Below are 15,666 nucleotides of genomic sequence, written 5' to 3'. Positions count from 1 at the left end.
CCTGAACTCAGTGGTGGCCGCCTTCGAGATAGGCGGCGCGCACTTCCGGATTGGCGAGCAGCTCCTTGCCGGTGCCGCTCATCGTCACATTGCCGTTGACCATGACATAGCCGCGCGTCGCGAGCTTCAGCGCGCCGAAGGCGTTCTGCTCGACCAGGAACACTGTCAGCCCTTGGGTCCGGTTCAACTCGCGGATGGCGTCGAAGATCTGCTTCACGATCAGCGGCGCCAGGCCGAGCGACGGCTCGTCGAGCAGGAGCAGCTTCGGCCGTGCCATCAGCGCACGCCCGATCGACAGCATCTGCTGTTCGCCGCCCGACAGGGTGCCGCCGCGCTGGGCGATGCGTTCCTTCAGGCGCGGAAACAGCGTGAACACCTTCTCGACGTCCTCGTCGTAATGCTTGAGGCCGTCGAGGCTGGCGCCCATCTGCAGGTTTTCCATCACCGTCATGCGCGGGAAGATGCGCCGGCCCTCCGGCGACTGGGCGATCCGCATGCGCGCGATCTCATGCGTTGGCATCTGGGTAATATCGGTGCCGGCGAAGGTGATCGTGCCCGCCCGGGCCCGCGGAGCACCAAAAATGGTCATCATCAGCGTCGACTTGCCGGCGCCGTTGGCGCCGATCAGCGCCACGATCTCGCCCTGCCTGACGGTGACGTCGACACCGTTCAGCGCCCTGATGTTGCCGTAGTAGGTCTGGACGCCTTTGATATCGAGCAGCGTTGTGCCGGCCATCACTTGCGCCCTCCGCGCTTGCCCGCAGGTGCGGCAGCAGTCTTGCCGGCAACTGTTTTCGCAGTTTTCCCGGAAGCGTGGCTCGTTTCCACTTTCCCGGCGTCGACGCGGCGCGAAAATTCCGTCTCCTTGCCGGCGGCGAGAAGCTTGGCCTGACCAACCCAGTCCTCACGGGCGATGCGTCCGTCGAAGGCGAGATAGGCCTCGACGGCCGCGACGTCGGCTTTCTTCCATGCCGCGATCTGGTCGAAATGGAAGATGCCGTGCTGGTTAAGCTTCTTCTCGTTGACCGTGCCGATGCCCTTGATGCGGGTCAGATTGTCGGCCTCGCCGCCACGTGGCGCTGTGAGCCGGTTCGAAACGCCCGCGACCTTCGACTTGGCCGGCGCCTTAGCCGTGGAGGGTTTCGCGGTCGGCTTAGCTGCAGCGGGTTCCGCCTTGGCCGGGGGAGCGGCGGCTTGCGCTGCTGCCTTGCTTGCCGCGGCACTCGACCTTGCATCGAACTGCCCGGCTTTCGAGGCGCCTTTCGACACGGTGACGCGCTCGCCCTCGCTGTGGCCGATCGTATCGGTCACCGGTCCGGCGAGATACGAAGACGATGTGCCTGGGCCGTGCGCGGAATCGGGACCGGTGTCCAATTGCTCGATGACGTCCTCGTCGCCGACTTCGGTCAGTACCGTCTCGACTTCCTCGTCTTCGACGCCGAGATAGGCAGCGATGACGCGCGGGTCCGTGCGTACCGAATGCGGGCTGCCGTCCGATATCTTGCGCCCGTATTCGAGCACCACGACGTGGTCGGAAATCTGCATGACCACCGCCATGTCGTGCTCGATCAGCAGGATCGAGGTGCCGGTGTTGTCTTTGATGTCCATTAGCAGCGCGTTGAGCGCCATTGATTCTTTCGGATTGAGGCCGGCAGCCGGCTCGTCGAGGCAGAGCAACTCCGGACCCGTGCACATCGCCCGCGCGATCTCGAGGCGTCGTTGCGCGCCATAGGGCAGGTCGCCGGCCGGGTCGTCGGCACGGTCGACGAGATCGGCCTTCTCCAGCCAGTGCCTGGCCAGTTCGACCGACTCGGCCGATGCCTTCCGGTAGCCGCTGAAGCCGAACAGGCCGAGCACGGTGTAGCCGGACGCCTTCATCAGCTTGTTGTGCTGGGCTACCAGCAGGTTCTCGAGCAGCGTCATGCCCGAGAACAGGCGGATGTTCTGAAAGGTGCGCGCCACCTTGGCGCGTGCCGGGATTTCATGGTTCGGCAGGCGTTCGAGCAGATAGCTCGAGCCGTCGCGCCGGTTGAGCGTGAGCATGCCTTCCGACGGTTTGTAGAAACCGGTGATGCAATTGAACACCGTGGTCTTGCCGGCGCCGTTCGGTCCGATCAGCGCGGTGATCTCGCCGCGCTTGGCCTGGAAGGAGAGATCGCCGATGGCGACCAGACCGCCGAATTTCATCGACAGATGGTCGACCTGCAGGATGGCATCGTTCATGGGAGATGGGTTCGTATCACTCATCAGCCGTGGCCTTCCTTGGTGAAGGAGCCGGATACGGCCTTGCTCTTCTTGAGGAAGGCTGTCGGTTCACGGCTGCCGACGAAGCCGCGCGGCTTCCACAGCATGACGATGACCATGGCCATGCCGAATAAAAGCATGCGGTAGAGTTCCGGGGTGAAGTCGGGGCCGAAGACCTGCTTCAGGAAATCGAGTTCGCGCAGCACCTCCGTGCCGCCGATCATCACCATGGCGGCGACGGCGATGCCAACCAGCGAACCCATGCCGCCAAGCACGACCATAGCCAGAATGATGGCCGACTCCAGGAAGATGAAGGATTCGGGGCTGACGAAACCTTGCCGTGCCGCGAAGAACGAGCCGGCGAAGCCGCCGAACATGGCGCCGGTGGCAAAGGCAGTGAGCTTGGTGGTGGTGGTGTTGATGCCGAGCGAGCGGCAGGCGATCTCATCCTCGCGCAGCGCTTCCCAGGCGCGGCCGACAGGCATGCGCCTTAGCCTTATCGTGACGAAGGCGGTGAGCAGGCAGAGCCCCAGGATCAGATAGTAGAGGAATATCTTGTAGTAGGCGCTCGATGTGGCGATATCCAACACCTTGGCGATATAATTCGGATCCGAAACGTTGAACGTCATCAGGCCGAAAAAGGTGACCTTGGGGATGCCGGAGATGCCGGCCGAGCCGTTCGTAACCTCGCGCCAATTGATCAGCACGAGACGAATGATCTCGCCGAAGGCAAGCGTCACGATCGCCAGATAATCGCCGCGCAGACGCAGCACCGGAAACCCGAGCAATACCCCCCAGAAGGCGGCCATGGCGCCGGCGGCGGGCAGCAGGATCCAGAACGACAGGCCAAAATGCGTGCCGAGCAGCGCATAGGCATAGGCGCCGACCGCGTAGAAGGCGACGTAGCCGAGATCGAGCAGGCCGGCGAGGCCGACGACGATGTTCAGCCCCCAGGCCAGCATCACATAGATCAGGATCTGGATGCCGAAATTGTCGACCCATTTCAGTGAACCCTGGAACCCGCCGGCCATCGACCCTGCGTACACGGCAAGCACCGCCACGACGATGATCGGGTAGAGCGCCAGTGCGGTTATGCCCAACGCCGAGAAATGGGCGAGGATGAAGGTGCGGAAATAGAACAGCACCGAGGCCAGCGCATAGATGATCGCCAGCGCCCGCGCGAAGCGCGCATAACCGGCGAGACCCGGCCCCAGCAAACCATCGAGCGAGCCGGCCAGCAGCGCCAGCACAGCCACTACGACGACGGCAGCAATGAAATACGGCAACCGGAAGAACCGCGTCGCCACGCTTTCCGGCAACAGCCCGGTGGCGATGTCGGCAATCTTCTGGTTGGCCAGGAAGGGCTGGCCGTAGGCAACGTAGAGAAAGCGGCCGAGCATGGTGGCGATCACCACGGCGGCGAGCAGGCCCCAGCGCTGTACGAGGATCAGCTCGTTGGAGATGTTCTGATCGGTCCGCAGGCCGATGAACAGCACGAACAGGCCGAGCGCGATGGCACCGGCATAAAGCGCCTCGCGCGTGGCGCGTTGCACTGGGGTGGCGACGACGCCGCGCTCCGGAGATACAGTGACCGCCATGACCTCAGACCTTTTCGACTTCTGGCCGGCCCAATATGCCGGAAGGCAGGAAGATCAGGACGATCGCCAGGATGGAGAAGGCGGCGACGTCCTTGTAGTCGATCGAGAAATAAGCCGACCACATGCTTTCGATGAAGCCGATCATCAGCCCGCCGAGCACGGCGCCGGGCAGCGAGCCGATGCCGCCGAGCACCGCCGCGGTGAACGCCTTCACGCCGGGCGTGAAACCGTCGGAGAAGGCGATGACGCCGTAATACATCAGGAACAGCGTGCCGGCGACGGCGGCAAGGGCCGCACCCATGACGAAGGTGATCGAGATGGTGCGGTCGACGTCGATGCCAAGCAACGCCGCCATCTTGCGGTCCTGCTCGCATGCCCTTTGCGCCCGGCCCAGTGAGGTCTTGTTGACCAAATACCAGAACAGCGCCAGCAGCAGCGCGGTGACGATGACGATGATGATCTGCTTCAGCGATACGCTGATGCCCTCGATGTTGTAGACCGTGGACACCATCGGCGGGATCGGCTTGTTGCGCGGCCCTTGCGTCACCTGGACGAAGTTCGACAGGGCGATCGACATGCCGATCGCGGTGATCAGCGGGGCCAGCCGGAACGAACCGCGCAAAGGCCGGTAGGCCACCTTCTCGATCGTCCAATTATACAGGCTGGTCAGCAGCATCGCGACGATCATCATGATCAGCAGCGCGATCACCACCGGCAAGGAATAGAACAATGCGCCGAGAATGAGGAAAACGATGAGGGCGGTGAATGCCCCGACCATGAAGATGTCGCCATGGGCAAAATTGATCATGCCGATGATGCCGTAGACCATCGTATAGCCGATCGCTATCAGCCCATAGATCGATCCCAGCGTCAGCCCATTGATAAGCTGCTGGACAAAATACTGCATGCTGTCGTGGCTCCCCTGGAATGTCGCCCATGCAGACGCATTCCTTTTCGTATTTCCCCTAGTCGTAAAGTTTCGAGCCCGGATTGCAACGTGATTTTTCGATGGCTATGCGTGTTTTCGCCGCACGCCGTCCGATTGCCCGTTTTATTCCCGTCCGGCCCCTGGACCATCGCGGACCCTACCATTGGCCTAACGCAATGTCTTTGACGATTCAACCGCACCATGCGCCTCGTTTCGAAGAAATCGCCGTCAAAATAAGTTGATGAGCGGGATCGTTGCGTCGTTGATCGCAATCCGTTTACGCTCTCTTTCTTCCCCTGCGTCAGCGTTTTTTCTATTTGACGACGAAGCCGTGCGCGAACGGGTCGCGGTCGTCGATGAAGATCGTGTTCAATCCGGTCATCCGTGCCCAGCCGCCGATCGACGGAATGATCGCCGGCTTGCCGGCGACGGTGACCTCTTTTTCCACCCTGCCCTTGAACAGCGAGCCGATGATCGATTCATGGACGAAGTCGTCGCCAACCCCAAGCTTGCCCTTGGCGTGAAGCTGCGCCATCCGCGCCGAGGTGCCGGTGCCGCAGGGCGAGCGGTCGATCGCCTTGTCGCCGTAGAAGACGGCGTTGCGGGCATCGGCTTGCGGGTTGGTCGGCGCACCGGTCCACAATATGTGCGACAGCTTGTCGATGCCGGGATTCTCCGGGTGGACGAAGGAATATTTCTCGTTGAGCCGCTGCCGCACCACCGGGCTCCAGGCGATCAGCTCGCCCGCCGAATGGTCGGCCATGTCGCGATAGTTCGTTTGCGGTTCGACGATGGCGTAGAAATTGCCGCCATAGGCGACATCGACGCTGATCTCGCCGAGCCCGGGGCATTCGACCGTCAGTCCCTCGGCATAGAGGAAGGACGGCACATTGGTGATGCGCACCTCCTCGACATAGTCGCCGACCTGCTTGTACTCGGCGACGACCAGGCCCGCCGGCGTATCCAGCCTGAGCACGCCCGGCGTCTTCGGCTTGATCAGCCCATGTTCGACGGCAAAGGTCACAGTGCCGATTGTGCCGTGGCCGCACATCGGCAGACAGCCGGAGGTTTCGATGAACAGGATGGCGATGTCGCAATCCTCGCGCGTCGGCGGATAGAGGATCGAGCCGGACATCACGTCATGGCCGCGCGGCTCGAACATCAGACCGGTGCGGATCCAGTCATATTCGGCCAGGAAATGCGCTCGCCGCTCCATCATCGTCGAGCCGTTGAGCAGCGGTCCGCCGCCGGCGACCAGCCGCACCGGATTGCCGCAGGTGTGGCCGTCTATGCAGAAGAAGGAATTCTTGGCCATGCCGGCTCCCAACTGAATGTCTTCGATCTCAAAACCGTTGCGGGCTGAACGGACCGAGATCGAGCGATGGACTCTGCCCGAGAACGAGTTCGCGGATCAAGCGTCCGGTCGCCGCGGCCTGGGTCAGGCCGAGATGACCATGGCCGAAGCCATACACCACCGACGGCGTTTTTTGCGACCGCCCGATCACCGGCAACGAATCCGGCAGCGATGGCCGGAATCCCATCCATTCGCGGCCATTGGCCGGATCCAGCCCTGGCAGGAATTTTTGCGCTTTTTCGAGCAGTGCTTTCGAGCGCGCATAATTGGGCGGCCTTTCGAGGCCGCCGAGCTCGACCGCGCCACCGACGCGCAGGCCGGTCTCGAGCGGCGTGATGACAAAGCCATGCCCGGAGAAGATCAATTGCCGCTTTACGTCGAACGCAGTCTTCGGCAGGGTCGTGTTGTAGCCACGCTCGGTCTCCAGCGGGATGCCGTCGCCGAGATGTCTCGCCAGCAGATGCGACCAGGCCCCGGCAGCGATGACGACATGCTTTGCCCGACGCGTCGTACCGTCGGCCATGGTCAGGATCGCGTCGCCCTGTCCCGCCTCGATACGCTCGATCCGGGCCTTTTCGAACCCCGCGCCCAACCTCTCGGCATAGGCCCATAAGGCCTTTCCAAGCAGCTTGGGGTCGGCGACGGTCTTCCACCCCGGCACGAACGTGCCCCTGGCGAAGCGCGGCGACAGGCCGGGCTGCAAGGCGGCGAGAGCGCTGCCTTCGACATGGTTGAAGCCGATGCCGAAGCGCTGCCTTGCCGCCCAGCCGGGCAGCGACGCCTTGAACTCGGCCTCGCTTTCGTAGAGTTCGAGCGAGCCGTCCTCGTGCAGCATCGGCCGTGTGCCGGAACGGTCGAGCAAGCCCATCCATTCCGCCTCGGCGAGCTTCATCATCCCGGCCTGCGCGGCAAGGCCGGCTTCATAGCGGTCGCTTCGGCCGGCCCGCCAGAAGCGGACCAGCCAAGGCAACAGCTTCGGCAAATAGGCGGGCGGAATGCTGAGCGGGCCGAGCGGGTCGGCGAGCCATTTCGGCAGCTGCCTGATCATGCCCTTGTGGGCGAGCGGCAGCACATCGGAGAAGGCAAAGGCAGCGGCATTGCCGGAGCTGGTTTCCTCGCAGATCCCCGTCCGATCGAAGATCGTGACGTTTCGTCCCGCCTCGGCCAGAAAGGCGGCGGCGCAGATGCCGATGATGCCGCCACCAATGATGGCAACATCGAGCGTAGCATCATCATTCATTGCCATGCGCCGCGCTGCACATCTGCAAATAGCCTCAAAGTGACTGGATCAGAATGTCGGCAGCTCTGGCCGCACCGCCAGCGCATCCCTGACGATCTTTTCGACAGCCTTGCGGCGCTCGCCCGACAATGGCTGGCGCGGCATGCGCACCCGGTCATTGGTATCGATGGCGAAGACTTCCGCGAGCTTGATGTTCTGCACCAGATAGGTCGATACGTCGAGATCGAGCAGCGGCCGGAACCAGCGGTAGATCTTCAGCGCCTCCTCACGGCGGCCCTGTCTCATCAGCTGGTAGATAGCGACCGTCTCGCGCGGGAACGCGGTGACCAGGCCCGCCACCCAGCCGATAGCGCCGACCGACAGCGCCTCGAAGGCGAGATTGTCGACGCCGGTGAACAAATCGTAGCGGTCGCCGAGGCGGTTGATGATCTCGGTCGAGCGGCGGATATCGTCGGAGGACTCCTTGATGGCGACGAAGCGCTGGTCCTTCGCCAGTTCCTCCATCTGGTCGACGGTGACGTCGACGCGGTAGGCAAGCCGGTTGGAGTAGATCATCACCGGCAGGTCGCCGGCCGCGGCGACGGCGCTGAGTGCCGCGACTGTCTCCTCGGCATCGGTATGGTAGATCGGGCTCGGCACCACCATCAAACCGTTGGCGCCTTCTTTTGCGGCGCGGCGCGCGATCGTCGCCGCCTCGCGTGTGCCGGCTTCGTTGACCGTCAACAGCACCGGTTTGTTGCCGGCGATCTTCTGCGCGGTCTTCAGCACCTCGATCTTTTCGTCATGCGACAGCATCGGTCCTTCGCCAAGCGAGCCACAGACGATGATGCCGTCGCAGCCGGCCTCCATCTGCAGCGCAAAGCAGCGCTCCATCTCGGCATGGTCGAGGCGATCATCCTCGGTGAATTTGGTCGTAACGGCGGGGAAAACTCCGGCCCACATGTCGGTTGCTCCGTCTGATATATCAGTCGTATATTTCTTAAGAAGCCGGCTGTCAACGTTGAATCTGATATGATATATCAAAAATATATCAGGAGACGCCGCATTGGTATATGACAACCCAGGCTCCGAGCCGGCGACTGCGAAGGCCTACCGCAGGCTCGAGCATATGATCGTAACGCTCGAACTGGCGCCCGCGAGCTTCATCACCGAGGGGGCGCTGATCGACAGGCTCGGCCTTGGCCGCACCCCGGTGCGCGAAGCGATCCAGCGGCTGGCCTGGGAGGGGCTGCTCGAGGTCCGGCCGCGTGCCGGCATTGCCATTGCCCCGCTTCACCCTGGCGACTGGCTGCGCGTCCTCGACGCCCGCCGCGGCGTCGAGGTCTTGCTTGCCCGCTCGGCCGCGCGCTTCGTCACCCGCGAGGCCGCCGACCTGTTTCATGACGCAGCGCTGGCCATGCAAAAGGCCGTGATTTCGGAAAATGTTCTTTGCTTCATCCAAGCCGACAAGGCGCTTGATGAGGCGCTGGCGCTGGCTGCAGACAACCCGTTCGCGGCGCGCCTGGCGGCGCCCTTGCAAACCCACAGCCGCCGCTTCTGGTTCCGCTACAAGGCCGACACCGGCCTGGCCGAATCGGCCGAGCACCATGTCGCATTGATCCGCTCGATCCTCGCCGGCGACGAAGAGGCCGCGGCCAAGGATGCCAAACGCCTGATGGCGTTGCTGCGCGGCCACGCTGAGGCAGCTGCTACGCGCTGACGCCGCCCGCTCCCTCATGAGTTTTGGCCGGGCAGGGCCTCCACGCTTTCCCAATTTTCGCCGGCTGCGACAATGCAGCTTCTGCCGGCGACGTCGGTCACGATGACCGTCCAGCTTCCGCTATCGGCGACAAAAACTTCCATGACCGCCTCCTGACCGATCAGTCCGAGAGCAAACTGTCTTTCCTGGAAATTCTCGGCCAGGTGGGCGACGAGGTCGCCATGTTCAACGCAGTATTGATATTGGGCGCTTGCGGCATTCGTACCCACCGCGAATAAGCCAGCAAAAGCTACGGTCTTCACCCATCCTAACAGCGATTTGCGTGCCATAGGGCACCTCCTTTGCCATCACGATCCGGCAAAGGGAGGTGATTGACGGCCTCATTTTGCCGGAGCGATCCAGGCCGGTTCCGACGTCATCATCGCGTCGCTCCTTTCCGTGTTCCGGTCTGCCGCCAGCGGGAACGATTCTGGATGTTCTCGCTATGTTCCATATATGGTATCGCTAACGAAAAATAGCAAGCCGTGCGCGCCTCAAGTGGGCGCGGGGAGATCCGTTTCAAGGTCGCCGAGAACAGGGCCGCAGCCCGGCTGTCGTGCCGAGGCTGCGGCCAGGTGAATAGGAAAGGCCTACTTCAGGTACCGGGCAGCGCCGCTATCGTCATCGCGCTCTCCCAGCCTTCGCCGACTGAAATCACGCAGCTTTGACCTTTTGTATCGCTGGCGAGGATGGTCCAGGTGCCCTTGTCGGAAACGAAGACTTCAAGCACCACATTCGGATTGACGACGCCAACCGCGCTCGGGTTTTCATGAAACTTCTCGCCGAGCGCCTTGACCATATCGGCGCGTGCCGCGCATTGCTCGGCAGCCATTGCCGGGATGGCGGAAAGCGCCGCCGTTGCCGCGCAAGCTATGATCGCCATGAGACGTGTCATCTGACATCTCCTTTGCGCCCGACGATATCCCCCGGAGCCGTCACCAGCGCCGTTGGTTGATCTGCCAGCTCCTCCTTCGCGGCAGGACTGCAACCTAAGAGGATTGCTGCCTTCTTGGTTCCATCACATTCGTGTTCATGCCGATGAAGACGGCGACAAAAAAGGCCCGGGCTCCAAGCCCGGGCCTTTTCTTGCTTTCTGCGATTTGGATCAGTTCACCGTCGGGATGACGAACTCGGCGCCGTCCTTCACACCGGCCCGCGCGCCCGCAGCCGAAGCGAGGACGCGCAGACAGGAAACCGTCCGGCTAATTCATCGTCGGGATGACGAACTCGGCGCCGTCCTTCACGCCGGACGGCCAGCGCGACGTCACAGTCTTGGTCTTGGTGTAGAAGCGGAACGCGTCCGGCCCGTGCTGGTTGAGGTCGCCGAACGAGGACGCCTTCCAGCCGCCAAACGTATAGTAGGCGATCGGCACCGGGATCGGCACGTTGATGCCGACCATGCCGACCTGGACTCGTGAGGCGAAGTCCCGCGCCGCATCGCCGTCGCGGGTGAAGATGGCGACGCCATTGCCCATCTCGTGCTCGTTGGCAAGCTTGATGGCGTTTTCGTAAGTCGGCGCGCGCACCACCGACAGCACCGGCCCAAAGATCTCTTCCTTGTAAATGCGCATGTCGGCAGTCACGTTGTCGAACAGGCAGCCGCCCATATAGTAGCCGTTCTCGTAGCCCTGCATGGAAAAGCCGCGGCCATCGACCACCAGCTTGGCGCCTTCCTTGACGCCGGTGTCGACATAGGATTTGACCCGCTCCAGCGCCTGCGCCGTGACCAGAGGGCCGAAATCGGCGGAAGAATCCGTCGACGGACCGACCTTCAGGCTCTCGACGCGCGGCACCAGTTTTTCCATTAGCCGGTTGGCGGTGTCGTTGCCGACCGGGACGGCCACCGAGATCGCCATGCAGCGCTCGCCGGCCGAGCCGTAGCCGGCGCCGATCAGCGCGTCGACGGTCTGGTCCATGTCGGCATCGGGCATGATGATCATGTGGTTCTTGGCGCCGCCGAAGCACTGCACGCGCTTGCCGGCCGCGCAGCCGCGCGAATAGATGTACTGGGCGATCGGTGTCGAGCCGACGAAACCGATAGCCTTAATGTCGGGATCGTCGAGGATGGCGTCGACCACTTCCTTGTCGCCGTTGACGACATTGAGGATGCCCGCCGGCAGGCCGGCCTCGATGAACAGTTCGGCAATCCGCATCGGCACGCCCGGATCGCGCTCCGACGGCTTGAGGATGTAGGCATTGCCGCAGGCGATGGCCGGCGCGATCTTCCACAACGGGATCATCGCTGGAAAATTGAACGGCGTGATGCCGGCGACGACGCCGAGCGGCTGGCGCATCGAATAGACGTCGATGCCGGGGCCGGCGCCATCGGTGAACTCGCCCTTCATCATATGCGGCGCACCGATGCAGACCTCGACCACTTCGAGGCCACGCTGGATGTCGCCCTTGGCGTCGGCGACGGTCTTGCCGTGTTCGCGCGCCAATATCTCGGCCAGCGCATCATACTCCTTGGCGACCAGCTCGAGGAACCGCATCAAGACGCGCACGCGCCGCTGCGGGTTGGTTGCCGCCCAGCCGGGCTGTGCCGCCTTGGCGTTTTCGACCGCTGCGCGCAATTCCGCCTGCGAAGCCAACGCCACCGTGCCACGCACCGTGCCGTCCATCGGCTGCATGACGTCCTGCTTGCGGCCGCTGGTTCCGGCGACACGCTTGCCGCCGATGAAATGACCGTATTCGATCATGGTCTCTCTCCCTGGTTCGTGATGAGGCATTGTCCGCCTTTGCGGGAGCGATGGCAACGCGAGTGAAAACGCAACCGTTGTGCAGAAAATAGATAGCGGCGCGCGATTGTGCATCAAATGGCGCAAATGGTAGGGAGTGTACTCCTATCGCTTGGATTGCTGAGTTGAGTTTCTTCACACCCCCCTTTGTCCTGCCGGACATCTCCCCCGCAAGGGGGGAGATTGGCGACTTCGGCCTTACCGCCCTTTTTGCGACGTTGGAGATTGGCGAAAGCCGACCGGACATCCGATCTCCCCCCTTGCGGGGGAGATGGCCGGCAGGCCAGAGGGGGGTGGGCGGGAACACGGCGCTCTCTATCGAAACGGACCATCCCCATGAACTGGGATGACGTTCGCATCTTCCTTGCCGTGGCGCGCGCCGGCCAGATCCTCGGCGCCGCCAGGCGGTTGGAGCTCAATCACGCGACCGTCTCGCGCCGCATTGCCGCCCTCGAGGATGCATTCAGGACAAAACTGTTTCGCCGGCTTACCACCGGCAGCGAGCTGACGCCGGCAGGCGAACGTTTCCTCGAAATCGCCGAACGCATGGAGGGCGACATGATCGCCGCGCGCTCGACCGTTTCAGGCGAAGGCGACGACGTCTCGGGCACCGTGCGCATCGGCGCGCCGGACGGTTTTGGCGTCGCCTTCCTGGCCAGGCGCCTCGGCGCGCTGACCGCTCTGCACCGTGAACTCACCATCCAGCTGGTGCCGGTACCGCGCTCCTTCTCGTTATCCCGCCGCGAGGCCGACATTGCCATCACCGTCGAACGGCCGACGGAAGGCCGGCTGGTGGCGGGAAAGCTGGTCGACTACACGCTCGGCCTGTTCGCGTCGCGGGCCTACGCCGACACGCATGGCCTGCCCGGAAGCGCCGCCGAGCTGGGCCAGCACACGCTGATCGGCTACGTGCCGGACCTGATCGTCAGTCCCTCGCTCGACTACGCGGCCGAATTCAGCGCCGACTGGCGCACCAGCTTCGCCATTTCCTCAGCGCTCGGCCAGGCCGAAGCGGTGCGTTCCGGCGCCGGCATCGGCATACTGCACACCTTCGTTGCCCACTCGATGCCGGAGTTGGTGCCTCTCGATATCGTCGCACCCATCCGCCGCGCCTACTGGCTGGTCTATCATGAATCGGTCAGGCCGCTGCGCCGCGTTCAGATCGTCGCGAGCTTCATCACCAAGGCCGTCGAACGGGATCGGGGATTGTTCGCGTGAGATCTATCGGCCGCTGGCTGTCTTAGCTGCTGGGGGTCTTACTTGGCATATCGTCCCGGCCCGAGATCGCCGACGTCGATGTCTGGCACCCGGCTGGAGATGATGTCGGCCAGAACCTTGGCCGAGCCGCAGGCCATGGTCCAGCCGAGCGTGCCGTGGCCGGTATTGAGATAGAGATTGGAGAAATCGGTGCGCCCGATCAGCGGCGGCCCGTCCGGCGTCATCGGCCGCAGCCCGCACCAGAAGGTGGCCGACCGCATGTCGCCGCCGCCCGCGAAAAGGTCGCCGACCGAATGTTCGAGCGTGCGGCGCCGCGATTCGTGCAGCCGCATGTCGAAGCCGGAGATTTCCGCCGTGCCGCCGACCCGGATACGGTCGCCGAGGCGGGTGATCGCCACCTTGTAGCTCTCGTCCATCACCGTCGACACCGGCGCGGCGGCGGCGTCCTTGATCGGCAGGGTGATCGAATAGCCCTTGACCGGGTAGACCGGGATGGGCCGCTTCAGCATGCGCATGAACCGCGCCGAATAGCTGCCCATCGCCATTACATAGGCGTCAGCGACCATCCAACCCCTGCTGGTGCTGATGTTGGTGATGCGATCGCGCTTCTTGACGACGCGCCGTATCTCCGTGTCGTATTCGAAGGTGACGCCGCGTGCCGCGCAAAGCTCCGCAAGCCTGTCGGTGAACATCTTGCAGTCGCCGGTTTCGTCGCCGGGCAACCGCAGGCCACCGACGAATTTCTCGCGCACGCCAGCCAGCGCGGGCTCGGCAGCAATGCAGCCGTCGGGGTCGAGGACCTCATAAGGGACGCCATAGGTCTTCAGCACCTCGACGTCGCCGCCGACGCCATCGAGCTGCTTTTGCGTTCGGAAAAGCTGCAGCGTACCCTTGGCGCGCTCGTCATAGGCGATGCCGGTCGCCTCGCGCAGCGCCTTCAGCGTGTCGCGGCTGTATTCGGCCAGCGGCACCATGCGCGCCTTGTTCAGCGCGTAGCGTTCAGCCGTGCAATTGCGCAGCATCTTGACCAGCCATATCCACATATGCGGATCGAGCGCCGGCCGCACCACCAGTGGACCGTGCTTCATTAACAGCCATTTGATAGCCTTCAGCGGAACGCCAGGCCCGGCCCAGGGCGAGGCATAGCCGGGCGAGATCTCGCCGGCATTGGCAAAGCTGGTTTCCAGCGCCGGGCCTTTCTGGCGGTCGATCACCGTCACCTGATGGCCGGCCTCGGCAAGAAAATAGGCGGTGGTGACCCCGATCACACCGCCGCCCAGCACGAAGATCTTCATCGCTTAGTTCTCCGCAACGGCGTCTCGTCAGGGGTCGGGTCCGGGATCATCGCCGCCTTCTGTCTGCCGGATTCTGCGGCGTCCGCCAAGTGCCGATGCTGAGGGAAACGACATGCGTGAGGACAACAAGCTTGCGTCCTAGCCATTCACATAGCGCCGGTGGAAGCGGTGGCCGAGGCTGGTCAAGACCTCATAGCCGATGGTGCCGGCCTGGCCGGCTACCTGGTCCACGGTCTGCGACGACGGCCCGATCAGTTCGACGAGGTCGCCGGCCTTCAGCTTGCCGGGCGGCAATGCGGAAATGTCAAGGATGATCGAATCCATCGAAACCCGGCCGATGAAGGGCAGCCGCACACTTTCGAACCAGGCAGCGGAAGCGGCGCGTCGATGCCAGCCATCGCCGTAGCCGAGCGAAATCGTCGCCGCGGCAAGCGGGGCCTTGGTGTGGAAAGTGTGGCCGTAGCCGACACCGGCGCCGGCCTCCAGCATCCGCGTCTGGATGACCCTGGCTTGCAATCGCACCACCGGCAGCATCGGGTTGTCCTTCGCCGGCGTCGGATTGATGCCATAGAGAGCGGCACCCGGACGAACGAGGTCGTAGTGATAGCGCTGCCCGAGAAAAATGCCTGATGAATTGGCAAGCGACGCCGGCGCTCCCGGCAGCATCCGGCGCAGCCGTTCGAATTCCAGCCGTTGCTGCTCGTTGGCCGGTTGCTCGGGTTCGTCGGCGCAGGCGAGATGGCTCATCACGAAGGTCAGTTCGACACCATCGAAAGCCTGCGGATCCTGCGCGATGGCTTTCACCTCCTCGGGCGCCATGCCGAGCCGCGACATGCCGCTGTCGACCTGGACGGCGGCAGGCAATTTATGGCCCACCCGCCCGGCCATCTCGCGCCATGCCGCAAGTTGGCTGGCGCTGTTGACGACAGTGCAAAGCCCCGCCGCAACCGCTTCCCGTTCCGCACCTGGCGGAATGCCGTTCAGCACGTAGATGGCCGGGTCTGAGCCGAGCGCCTTGCGCAGCAAGACGCCGCCGGCCAAATGCGCGACGAAGAAAATATCACAGCCTTCAGCCATCAGCGCCGCCGCCACCGGCGCCGCGCCAATCCCGTAACCGTCGGCCTTGACCACTCCGGCACAGCTGACGCCGCCCAGACGCGCCTTCAGCCGCCGGTAATTCTCACGGACGGCGCCAAGATCGACGGTCAGGATCGCCCCCGCCGCCGCTTCGCTGATCGGCTCACTCGGGGCGCCGGCCTGCGGTAGAGAGACGGTCTGCGGAAGGGATTTGCTGGAGATGTCGGTCATGCCGA

14 protein-coding genes are annotated in these 15,666 nt (G+C 63.5%); 2 read left to right on the top strand and 12 right to left on the bottom strand.

The annotated features are described in order from the left end of the window. Window positions 1-7 precede the first annotated feature (7 nt). The 7 genes from NKG95_RS01490 to NKG95_RS01460 form a co-directional block, all read right to left on the bottom strand. Window positions 8-736: an ABC transporter ATP-binding protein gene (locus tag NKG95_RS01490; protein ID WP_023719657.1), complete on the bottom strand. Its 729-nt coding sequence runs from the start codon at window positions 734-736 to the stop codon at window positions 8-10. Beyond that, window positions 736-2,247, bottom strand: coding sequence for an ATP-binding cassette domain-containing protein (locus tag NKG95_RS01485; protein ID WP_353039768.1), 1,512 nt, complete (start codon window positions 2,245-2,247; stop codon window positions 736-738). The genes NKG95_RS01490 and NKG95_RS01485 overlap by 1 nt, the downstream gene beginning before the upstream one ends. After that, a complete protein-coding gene (livM, locus tag NKG95_RS01480) occupies window positions 2,247-3,842 on the bottom strand; it encodes a high-affinity branched-chain amino acid ABC transporter permease LivM (RefSeq protein ID WP_352480943.1) in 1,596 nt (531 codons plus the stop codon). The genes NKG95_RS01485 and livM overlap by 1 nt, the downstream gene beginning before the upstream one ends. A 4-nt stretch (window positions 3,843-3,846) precedes the next feature. Then, the gene (locus NKG95_RS01475) at window positions 3,847-4,749 is read right to left on the bottom strand and encodes a branched-chain amino acid ABC transporter permease (RefSeq protein WP_023719660.1); all 903 of its coding nucleotides are present in this window, start codon (window positions 4,747-4,749) and stop codon (window positions 3,847-3,849) included. Between the two features lie 334 nt (window positions 4,750-5,083). Continuing rightward, window positions 5,084-6,085 carry a 4-hydroxyproline epimerase gene (locus NKG95_RS01470; RefSeq protein WP_023719661.1) on the bottom strand — a complete coding sequence of 334 codons (1,002 nt, stop codon included), beginning with the start codon at window positions 6,083-6,085 and terminating at the stop codon, window positions 5,084-5,086. A 28-nt stretch (window positions 6,086-6,113) separates the two neighbouring features. Then, window positions 6,114-7,364, bottom strand: coding sequence for an NAD(P)/FAD-dependent oxidoreductase (locus NKG95_RS01465; RefSeq protein WP_353039766.1), 1,251 nt, complete (start codon window positions 7,362-7,364; stop codon window positions 6,114-6,116). Between the two features lie 48 nt (window positions 7,365-7,412). Beyond that, window positions 7,413-8,306 carry a dihydrodipicolinate synthase family protein gene (locus tag NKG95_RS01460; RefSeq protein WP_353039764.1) on the bottom strand — a complete coding sequence of 298 codons (894 nt, stop codon included), beginning with the start codon at window positions 8,304-8,306 and terminating at the stop codon, window positions 7,413-7,415. A gap of 103 nt (window positions 8,307-8,409) precedes the next feature. Between NKG95_RS01460 and NKG95_RS01455 the strand changes: the two genes are divergently transcribed. Next, the gene (locus tag NKG95_RS01455; RefSeq protein WP_353039762.1) at window positions 8,410-9,063 is read left to right on the top strand and encodes a GntR family transcriptional regulator; all 654 of its coding nucleotides are present in this window, start codon (window positions 8,410-8,412) and stop codon (window positions 9,061-9,063) included. 14 nt (window positions 9,064-9,077) lie between these two features. On the opposite strand, the gene NKG95_RS01450 is transcribed toward NKG95_RS01455, so the two are convergent. From NKG95_RS01450 to NKG95_RS01440, 3 genes are all read right to left on the bottom strand, one after another. Next, a complete protein-coding gene (locus tag NKG95_RS01450) occupies window positions 9,078-9,392 on the bottom strand; it encodes a hypothetical protein (protein ID WP_352480947.1) in 315 nt (104 codons plus the stop codon). A 305-nt stretch (window positions 9,393-9,697) separates the two neighbouring features. Continuing rightward, on the bottom strand, window positions 9,698-9,997 hold the full coding sequence (locus NKG95_RS01445) for a hypothetical protein (RefSeq protein WP_023719666.1): 300 nt from the start codon (window positions 9,995-9,997) through the stop codon (window positions 9,698-9,700). Window positions 9,998-10,304: 307 nt separating this feature from the next. Next, entirely contained in the window at window positions 10,305-11,801 is a 1,497-nt protein-coding gene (locus NKG95_RS01440; protein WP_023719667.1) for a CoA-acylating methylmalonate-semialdehyde dehydrogenase, read from the bottom strand. Between the two features lie 375 nt (window positions 11,802-12,176). Between NKG95_RS01440 and NKG95_RS01435 the strand changes: the two genes are divergently transcribed. Then, entirely contained in the window at window positions 12,177-13,058 is an 882-nt protein-coding gene (locus tag NKG95_RS01435; RefSeq protein WP_352480948.1) for a LysR family transcriptional regulator, read from the top strand. Window positions 13,059-13,096: 38 nt separating this feature from the next. Here NKG95_RS01435 and NKG95_RS01430 read toward each other — a convergent pair whose 3' ends face one another. Together NKG95_RS01430 and alr are read right to left on the bottom strand one after the other, a co-directional pair. Then, entirely contained in the window at window positions 13,097-14,353 is a 1,257-nt protein-coding gene (locus tag NKG95_RS01430) for a D-amino acid dehydrogenase (protein ID WP_353039760.1), read from the bottom strand. Window positions 14,354-14,491: 138 nt separating this feature from the next. Next, a complete protein-coding gene (alr, locus tag NKG95_RS01425; protein WP_353039759.1) occupies window positions 14,492-15,661 on the bottom strand; it encodes an alanine racemase in 1,170 nt (389 codons plus the stop codon). Window positions 15,662-15,666: the final 5 nt, after the last annotated feature.

Origin of the sequence: Mesorhizobium sp. M1423 (assembly GCF_040317575.1) — a bacterium.
Classification (GTDB): Bacteria; Pseudomonadota; Alphaproteobacteria; order Rhizobiales; family Rhizobiaceae; genus Mesorhizobium.
The sequence above is the reverse complement of the archived record's forward strand: the minus strand, read 5'-3'. Positions and strand labels throughout refer to the sequence as shown.

What these genes read in the sequence shown, in the direction of transcription:
- livM (WP_352480943.1), bottom strand. Translation starts at nt 3,842, where the DNA reads ATGGCGGTCACTGTATCTCCGGAGCGCGGCGTCGTCGCCACCCCAGTG.
- alr (WP_353039759.1), bottom strand. Translation starts at nt 15,661, where the DNA reads ATGACCGACATCTCCAGCAAATCCCTTCCGCAGACCGTCTCTCTACCG.
- NKG95_RS01450 (WP_352480947.1), bottom strand. Translation starts at nt 9,392, where the DNA reads ATGGCACGCAAATCGCTGTTAGGATGGGTGAAGACCGTAGCTTTTGCT.
- NKG95_RS01435 (WP_352480948.1), top strand. Translation starts at nt 12,177, where the DNA reads ATGAACTGGGATGACGTTCGCATCTTCCTTGCCGTGGCGCGCGCCGGC.
- NKG95_RS01430 (WP_353039760.1), bottom strand. Translation starts at nt 14,353, where the DNA reads ATGAAGATCTTCGTGCTGGGCGGCGGTGTGATCGGGGTCACCACCGCC.
- NKG95_RS01470 (WP_023719661.1), bottom strand. Translation starts at nt 6,085, where the DNA reads ATGGCCAAGAATTCCTTCTTCTGCATAGACGGCCACACCTGCGGCAAT.
- NKG95_RS01465 (WP_353039766.1), bottom strand. Translation starts at nt 7,364, where the DNA reads ATGAATGATGATGCTACGCTCGATGTTGCCATCATTGGTGGCGGCATC.
- NKG95_RS01490 (WP_023719657.1), bottom strand. Translation starts at nt 736, where the DNA reads ATGGCCGGCACAACGCTGCTCGATATCAAAGGCGTCCAGACCTACTAC.
- NKG95_RS01475 (WP_023719660.1), bottom strand. Translation starts at nt 4,749, where the DNA reads ATGCAGTATTTTGTCCAGCAGCTTATCAATGGGCTGACGCTGGGATCG.
- NKG95_RS01440 (WP_023719667.1), bottom strand. Translation starts at nt 11,801, where the DNA reads ATGATCGAATACGGTCATTTCATCGGCGGCAAGCGTGTCGCCGGAACC.
- NKG95_RS01460 (WP_353039764.1), bottom strand. Translation starts at nt 8,306, where the DNA reads ATGTGGGCCGGAGTTTTCCCCGCCGTTACGACCAAATTCACCGAGGAT.
- NKG95_RS01485 (WP_353039768.1), bottom strand. Translation starts at nt 2,247, where the DNA reads ATGAGTGATACGAACCCATCTCCCATGAACGATGCCATCCTGCAGGTC.
- NKG95_RS01445 (WP_023719666.1), bottom strand. Translation starts at nt 9,997, where the DNA reads ATGACACGTCTCATGGCGATCATAGCTTGCGCGGCAACGGCGGCGCTT.